The following is a 7,617-nucleotide window of genomic DNA, read 5'->3' as shown; positions in this document are numbered from 1 at the left end:
GCGTGCGCGGGGTGCCGGGCTCGTTGAGGTGCACCAGCATCCGGGTGTTGCCCAGGGTGTTGGGCTTGACCCGCTCCAGGTCGAGGAACTCGGCCACGCCCTCGTCGTAGGAGCGCAGCAGCTCCTCGTACACGCGCGGCGAGACGGGCGCGCCCTGGATCGGCTCGAAACCGTGCCTGGCGAAGAAGGCGGTCTCGAAGGTCAGGCAGAACACCCTGCGTATGCCCAGCTCGCGAGCCCGGTCCAGCAGCGCGGCGACGATGCTGTGGCCGACGCCGCGGCCCTGGGCGACGGGGTCGACGACCACCGTGCGGACCTCGGCGAGGTCCTCCCACAGGACGTGCACGGCGCCGCAGCCCACCACGGCGCGGTCCGCGCCGTCGCCGATCTCGGCGACGCAGAACTCCTGGACGTCCTCGTAGAGGTTGACCGTGCTCTTGGTGAGCACCCGGCGCTCGCCGCTGAAGGAGTCGACGAGCCTCCGGATGTGGGCGACGTCGCGGGTGCGCGCGCGGCGCACGGTGACCTGGGTTGCGTGCATGACCGCATCAGGTTACTCGCCTGCGGCGCCGCGCAGCCACGGGGCGGGCCCGCCGCCCCGCCGGGACAGGGCGGGGGCGGCGTGCCGCGACGTCGGTTTTCGAGGGGTGCGTTCAGCCGGATGGTGCGGTCGGTTTCGGTACCTCTGGCTAGATCAGCTGCTTGCGCGCCGCCCAGACGACAGCCTCGATGGGGGTGTTGACCCCCAGCTGGTCGCAGATCGCCCGGAGTCGGCGGCGCAGGGTGCGCGCACTCAGCTCCAGGCGCCGGGCGGCCACGTCCGTGGTCACACCGGTGGCGATCTCAGCGAGAAGCTGGAGTTCGTCGTCGGTCAGGCTGACCGGAAGGTTCTTTCCCCCTTCGGGGACCGGCACCGGGGTCGGCACGATTCCTTCGCGCACAAGCGGGGTCCCCGGGTCGTTCGCGGCACGACGTACGAGTGTGGCCTGTTCCACTCCGTCCTCCCTCATCCGTGGTGAGTGCGGAACAACAACTCGTCACCGAAGAGATCTGCGATGGGCGGAGGCGCGCCTCTGGACACGCGGGCGCCGACGTTCCCCGGTGCGACTTCCCGGCTCCGGTGCTGCGACGTCCTTCTGGCACAAGGACGAAGCGCCCGGCGAGCAGGGGCGTTCGCCACCGGTCGGTGCGGTCTGGGACGGACAGATCGCACGCGGGCGCTCACGGCCAAGAATGGTGGAACCGGCCAAGCCGTGCCCAGCCATCCTCACTCACCGTCATATCGATCCACTACGGCAAACCAGCGGAGCGGAGCTCCGCTCGGTTTGAAACGCTAGGCCGATGCGAACTGCCCGTCAAGGTCGGTTTGACTACTTTGCGTGATATCACAATCATCCCAGGTCACAGGCGTGGCGCCTGAGGAAACCTCATAGATGAGACTGACCTGCGAAAAGAACCTTCACACCGCGACCTTGAGCACCCCGGGCGGGCACCACGCGGAGCTTACTGGGGGTGTTCTGATACACAGCCACTGACCTGCGGTTTCCCCGAATCCCGGAACATCACGATCCGGCAACGAGATCGCGCGGCGGGGCGCCCGGCACCCGCCGGGGCCCCGCCGCGCTCACTCGGGCTTGACGATCGGGAAGAGGATGGTCTCGCGGATGTTGCGCCCCGTGAGCGCCATCAGCAGCCGGTCGACGCCCACGCCGACCCCGCCCGAGGGCGGCATGCCGTACTCCAGCGCGCGCAGGAAGTCCTCGTCGAGCTGCATCGCCTCGGGATCGCCGCCGGCGGCCATCATCGACTGCTCGGTCAGCCGGCGCCGCTGCTCGACCGGGTCGACGAGCTCGGAGTAGCCGGTGCCCAGCTCCATGCCGAAGCCGATCAGGTCCCACTTCTCGGTGACCAGCGGGTCCTCGCGGTGACGGCGGGTCAGCGGGCTGGTCTCCACCGGAAAGTCCCGCACGAACGTGGGCTGCTGAAGCGTGTGCTCGACCAGCTCCTCGAACAGGTGCTCGGCCAGCTTCCCCTGCCCCCAGTCCGGACTCCACTCGACGCCGCGGGCGTCGGCGAGCTTGCGCACCGACTCCAGCGGCGTGCGCGGGGTGACCTCCCCGTCGACCGCCTCGGAGACCGCGTCGTAGAGGCGGACCGACGGCCAGACACCGCTGAGGTCGTACTCGGTCCCGCCGCGCTCCACCACGGTGCCGCCGAACGCGGCGCGGACCGCGTCCTGCAGCAGCTCGCGGGTGAGGTCGGCCATCACGTCGTAGTCGGCGTAGGCCTGGTAGAACTCCAGCATCGTGAACTCGGGGTTGTGCGTGGAGTCCGCGCCCTCGTTGCGGAAGTTCCGGTTGATCTCGAAGACCTTCTCGATACCGCCCACGACGAGCCGCTTCAGGTACAGCTCGGGCGCGATGCGCAGGTACAGGTCCAGGTCGTAGGCGTTGATGTGCGTGGTGAAGGGCCGCGCGGTCGCGCCGCCGTGCACCCGCTGCAGCATCGGGGTCTCGACCTCGGTGTAGCCGCGCTCGTGCAGCCCGTCGCGCAGGGCGCGCACGGCTGCGGCCCGGCTGCGCACCATGGCGCGCGCGTCGGGGTTGACGATCAGGTCGACGTAGCGCTGGCGGACCCGGGCCTCGGGGTCGGTGAGGCCGCGGTGCTTCTCCGGCAGCGGGCGCAGGCACTTGGCGGTCAGCTTCCAGGCGTCGACCATCACCGACAGCTCGCCGCGGCGGGAGGTGATGACCTCGCCCTCGACCCCGACGTGGTCGCCGAGGTCGACGTCGCTCTTCCAGGCCGCCAGCGCGTCGGGGCCCAGCTTGTCCAGCGACAGCATCACCTGCAGGTCGCCGGTGGCGTCGCGGAGAGTGGCGAAGCACAGCTTGCCGCCGGTGCGGTAGAGCATGACGCGCCCGGCGATGCCGACGCGCTCGCCGGTGGCCGAATCCGGTGTGAGGTGTCCGTGTTTGTCGCGGATATCACCGATCGTGGTGGTACGCGGGAACCCGAACGGAAAGGGGTCGGTGCCTTCCGCACGCAGGCGGTCCAGCTTCTCCCGCCGGACCCGCATCTGTTCGGGCAGGTCGTCGTAGGATTCGTCCAGTCCTTCGCTCACGTCGAGAATCCTATCGGCCCGGTGCGGGTGGCCCCGACGTGCGATCGCCTCCCGGCCGGGCCGCCGGCCCCGTCAGGCGTTGCGCTGGAAGACCAGGCGCAGCCCGACCAGCGTGAGCCAGGGCTCGTGCACGTCGACGGTCTCGCACTCGTCGACGACCATCGGCGCCAGCCCGCCGGTCGCCACGACGGTGACGTCGTCGGCGTCGTCGGTCAGCTCCTGGGCCATGCGGTCGACGATCCCGTCCACCTGCCCGGCGAACCCGTAGACGATGCCCGAACGCAGTGCCTCGGTGGTGTTCTTGGCGACCACGGAGCGGGGCTTGACCAGCTCCACCATGTGCAGTTGCGCTCCACGGCGCGACAGGGCCTCGACCGAGATGTCGATTCCCGGCGCGATCGCCCCGCCCACGTACTCGCCCTTGGGGCTCACGGCGTCGAACGTCGTCGCCGTGCCGAAGTCCACCACCACGGCCGGTCCGCCGTACTGCTGGACCGCCGCCAGCGCGTTGACGATGCGGTCGCTGCCGACCTCCTTGGGGTTGTCCATGCGCACCGGCACGCCGGTCTTCACGCCGGGCTCGACGATGACGGCGGCCACGTCGCCGAAGTGGCGGCGGAACATCTCGCGCATCTCGTGCTGGACCGAGGGCACTGAACAGCACAGCGCGATGCCGTCGACCTGCCCGCTGGCGATGATGGAGCTCCCTCCGATCAGGCCGTGCAGCACCACGGCCCACTCGTCGGCGGTGCGGCGCGCCTCGGTGGAGACCCGCCAGTGCTCGACCAGCAGCTCGCCGTCGAAGAGGCCGAGGACCGTGTGCGAGTTGCCGACGTCGATCGCAAGGAGCATCTGGGGCCTCTCGTGATGAGTTGTGCGGATCTCAGCGAATGTCCCGGAGATCGAGCGCGATGTCCAGCGCTGGGCTGGAATGGGTCAGCCCGCCGACCGCCAGGAAGTCCACACCGGTCGCCGCGACCGATGCCGCCTCGGACAGCTGCAGGCCGCCGCTGGCCTCCAGCCGCGCCCGCCCCGCCGTCAGCGCAACCGCCTCGCGCAGCCGCCCGGCGGTGAAGTTGTCCAGCAGGATCTCCTCGGCTCCGGCGGACAGCGCCGGTTCGATCTGGTCGATCCGGTCGACCTCGACCTCCAGGGGCAGGTCCGGAAAGGCCGCGCGCACGGCCCGGACGGCCTCGGCGACGCCGCCCGCGGCCAGCACGTGGTTGTCCTTGATCAGCGCCGCGTCGGCCAGGCCGAACCGGTGGTTGGCCCCGCCGCCGCAGCGCACCGCGTACTTCTCCAGCGCGCGCAGGCCCGCGTGCGTCTTGCGGCTGTCGCGCACGCGCGCGCCGGTGCCCGCGACGGCCTCGACCCAGGCGGCGGTCGCGGTGGCGATTCCGGACAGGTGCGTGAGGAGGTTCAACGCGGTGCGCTCGGCGGTGAGCAGGTCGCGGGTGCGGGCGGTGACGCTCATGAGCACGTCCCCGGCGGCGACCCGGTCGCCGTCGGCGGCGCGGCGCTCGACCTCGAACACGCCGCCGGTCACCGCGGCGAAGACGAGCTCGGCGACCGGGAGGCCGGCCACCACGCCGTCGGCGCGGGCCACCACGTCGGCGGTGCGGATCTGGCCGGCGGGGATCGTCGCGACGCTGGTCGTGTCGACGCCCGTACCGCTCTCCCCGCCGGGCAGGCTCAGGTCCTCGCTCAGCGCGGTGCGCACCCGGTCGAGAACGCCGGCCGCTCCCCCGCCGGCGTGGCCGCCCGAGCGGGCGGCGCCCTCCAGCTCCTTCTCCAGCGGCCCGGACAGCGGGTCCGACTCGGCGGGGGCGAGCTCGTGGCGCCCGCCCAGCGCCACCCGGACGTTCAGCCGGGCCGGCAGCGCAGCGGCCGGGCCGGAGGCTCCGGCGGCGTCGGCGTCGGCGTCGGCCCGTACCCGCAGGAGAGCGGCGTGGACCAGTGTCGCCGCGACGGTGAGCAGGTTCGTGGCCTCCCAGGCGGCCGTGCCGGGCACGGCGCCGCCGTTGGCGGGGTCCTCGGCGATCTCCGCCAGCTCCGCGAGGGCGGCGCGCAGGCCCGCCTCCTCGCGCACCACGCCGGCGCACCGCGACATCACGGTGCGGATCCGGGCGACGTTGGCGGGGGCGACCAGCCCGGGGCGGCCTTCCGGCGCGGCCGCGGCCGGCGAGGTCGGCAGGGGCTCGGCGGAGTCGGCGGAGTCGGCGGCCGTGCGTTCGGCCAGGTCCTCGGCGGCGTGGTGGGCGAAGACCACGCTCTCCAGCAGCGAGTTCGACGCCAGCCGGTTGGCGCCGTGCACGCCGGTGCGGGCGACCTCGCCGACCGCGTAGAGGCCGCTGATCCCGCAGCGGCCCCGCAGGTCGGTGCGCAGGCCGCCGGAGGCGTAGTGGGCGGCCGGGGCCACCGGAACCAGGTCGGTCACCGGGTCGATACCGTGCTTGCGGCAGGCGGCGAGGATGGTGGGGAAGCGCTCCTCCCACATCCGCGCGCCGAAGTGGCGGCCGTCCAGCAGGACGTGGTCGGCGCCGGTGCGGGCCATCGCCTCGGCCGCCCCCTTGGCCACCACGTCGCGGGGGGCCAGATCGCCCAGCTCGTGGCGGTCGCTCATGAACCGGCGGCCCTCGGTGTCGACCAGGAACGCGCCCTCGCCGCGGACCGCCTCCGAGATCAGCGGCTGCTGTCCGCGCGCCTGCGCGCCCAGCCACAGCACCGTGGGGTGGAACTGCACGAACTCCAGGTCCTCGGCCACGGCGCCGGCGCGCAGGCCCAGCGCCAGGCCGTCGCCGGTGGAGACCTCGGGATTGGTCGTGGAGGCGAAGGCCTGGCCGATCCCGCCGGTGGCGAGTACGACGGCGCGCGCCCGGACCCGGCCGACGCCGCCGCGCTCGCCCTCGCCGATGACGTGGACCGTGACTCCGGCGGCTGACGGTCGGCCGCCCGCACCGGCGGGGCGGGCCGTCAGCAGGTCGGGGGCGAAGGCGTGCTCGATCACCTCGATGCGCGGGTCGTCGGTGACGGCGTGGATGAGCGCCCGCTCGATCTCGGCGCCGGTGGCGTCGCCTCCGGCGTGGGCGATGCGGCGGGCGCGGTGGCCGCCTTCGCGCGTCAGGTCCAGGTTGCCGTCAGCGGAGCGGTCGAACGCCGTACCGCGCTCCACCAGCCAGCGCAGCGCGTCGGGACCGGCGGTGACCAGGGTGCGCACGGCCGCCGGGTCGCACAGCTCCCGCCCGGCGACGACCGTGTCGACCATGTGCGACAGCGGGGCGTCGGCCGGGTCGGTCACCGCGGCGATGCCCCCCTGGGCCCAACGCGTCGAACCCGTGGCGAGGAGATCCTTGGTGACCAGCACCACCCGGCCGTGCGGCGCCAGCTCGGTGTAGCGGAGGGCGGTACTGAGGCCAGCGATACCGGAGCCGACGACCACGACGTCGGCCGAGGCCGTCCAGCCCGGGTCGGGGGCGGTCAGCTTGCGCGGAAGCTCGGGGGGCGTGTCCGACACCGCGGATCCTCCTTCGTCCCGGTGCCGCCCGCCGCCCCGGGGAGCGGTTCACCGGAGCGGTTCACAGAGTGAGCGGCACGTTGTCGATCAGCCTGGTCCCCCCGACACGGGCCGCGACGAGGAGCACGGCGTCCCCGCGGAAGTCGCCGGGGACCTCCGCGAAGGTGTTCGCGTCGACCAGTGTCAGGTAGTCCACGGTGACCGGTGGGTCGCCCGCGACCGCTTCGTCGAGGACTGCCCGGGCCGCACTGAGAATACCCACCGGCCCGGTGAGCGAGGCGTCCGCCCCCGACAGCAGCGCCTTGGACAGGGCGAGCGCGCTGCGGCGCTCCTCGGGGCCGAGGTAGGCGTTGCGGCTCGACGACGCGAGGTTGTCGGGGTCCCGCATGGTCGGCGCCGCCGCGATGGTGACCGGCAGGTTCAGGTCGCGCACCATCCGGCGCACCAGCGCGAGCTGCTGGGCGTCCTTCTGGCCGAAGACGGCGACGTCCGGCCGGACCAGGTTGAACAGCTTGCAGACGACCGTGAGGACACCGCTGAAGAAGCCGGGGCGGAACTCCCCCTCCAGCACCCCGCCCATCTCACCGGGGTCGACGCGCACGATCTGCTCGCCGGGGTACATGTCCTCGGCCGACGGCGCGAACACCAGGGCGGCGCCCTCTTCGGCGCACACCCGCATGTCGGCGTCGAGATCGCGGGGGTAGTTCTCGTAGTCCTCGCCGGGGCCGAACTGCAGCGGGTTGACGAAGACGCTGACGATGAGCGCGTCCGCCTGCTCGCGGGCGGCGGCCATCAGCGCGCGGTGCCCGCCGTGCAGCGCGCCCATGGTGGGCACCAGCGCCACGCGGCCGCCCAGGCGTGCGCGCAGGTGGGCCAGTTCCTCGGGTGTGCGTGCGAGGGCGGGGGTCGTGGGGGTGTTTGGGGTGTGGGGGCTCATGGGGGTGGCGGCGGGGTCGGGCGCGGCGCCGCCGGGTGTATCGGT

Annotated in this window: 6 protein-coding genes; all 6 read right to left on the bottom strand. The window is 72.8% G+C overall.

Features of this window, described 5'->3' with window-relative positions:
- The coding region (locus ABEA15_RS04415) for an amino-acid N-acetyltransferase (protein ID WP_345555594.1) at positions 1 to 541 on the bottom strand (541 nt) is incomplete at its 3' end.
- Positions 542 to 689: 148 nt separating this feature from the next.
- Positions 690 to 1,010 (bottom strand): LuxR C-terminal-related transcriptional regulator, encoded by a 321-nt coding sequence (locus tag ABEA15_RS04410; RefSeq protein WP_344140783.1) that lies wholly within the window; start codon positions 1,008 to 1,010, stop codon positions 690 to 692.
- Positions 1,011 to 1,624: 614 nt separating this feature from the next.
- A complete protein-coding gene (gene lysX / locus ABEA15_RS04405) occupies positions 1,625 to 3,121 on the bottom strand; it encodes a bifunctional lysylphosphatidylglycerol synthetase/lysine--tRNA ligase LysX (RefSeq protein ID WP_345555593.1) in 1,497 nt (498 codons plus the stop codon).
- A gap of 72 nt (positions 3,122 to 3,193) precedes the next feature.
- Complete coding sequence (locus ABEA15_RS04400; protein ID WP_344140785.1) at positions 3,194 to 3,973, bottom strand: type III pantothenate kinase; 780 nt, start codon at positions 3,971 to 3,973, stop codon at positions 3,194 to 3,196.
- Positions 3,974 to 4,004: 31 nt separating this feature from the next.
- Positions 4,005 to 6,635, bottom strand: a complete 2,631-nt coding sequence (locus tag ABEA15_RS04395; protein WP_345555592.1) for an L-aspartate oxidase — start codon at positions 6,633 to 6,635, stop codon at positions 4,005 to 4,007.
- 61 nt (positions 6,636 to 6,696) lie between these two features.
- A complete protein-coding gene (panC, locus tag ABEA15_RS04390; protein ID WP_344141464.1) occupies positions 6,697 to 7,572 on the bottom strand; it encodes a pantoate--beta-alanine ligase in 876 nt (291 codons plus the stop codon).
- Positions 7,573 to 7,617 lie beyond the last annotated feature (45 nt).

This window comes from Streptomonospora halophila (assembly GCF_039542725.1).
Lineage (GTDB): Bacteria > Actinomycetota > Actinomycetes > Streptosporangiales > Streptosporangiaceae > Streptomonospora > Streptomonospora halophila.
The sequence above is the reverse complement of the archived record's forward strand: the minus strand, read 5'-3'. Positions and strand labels throughout refer to the sequence as shown.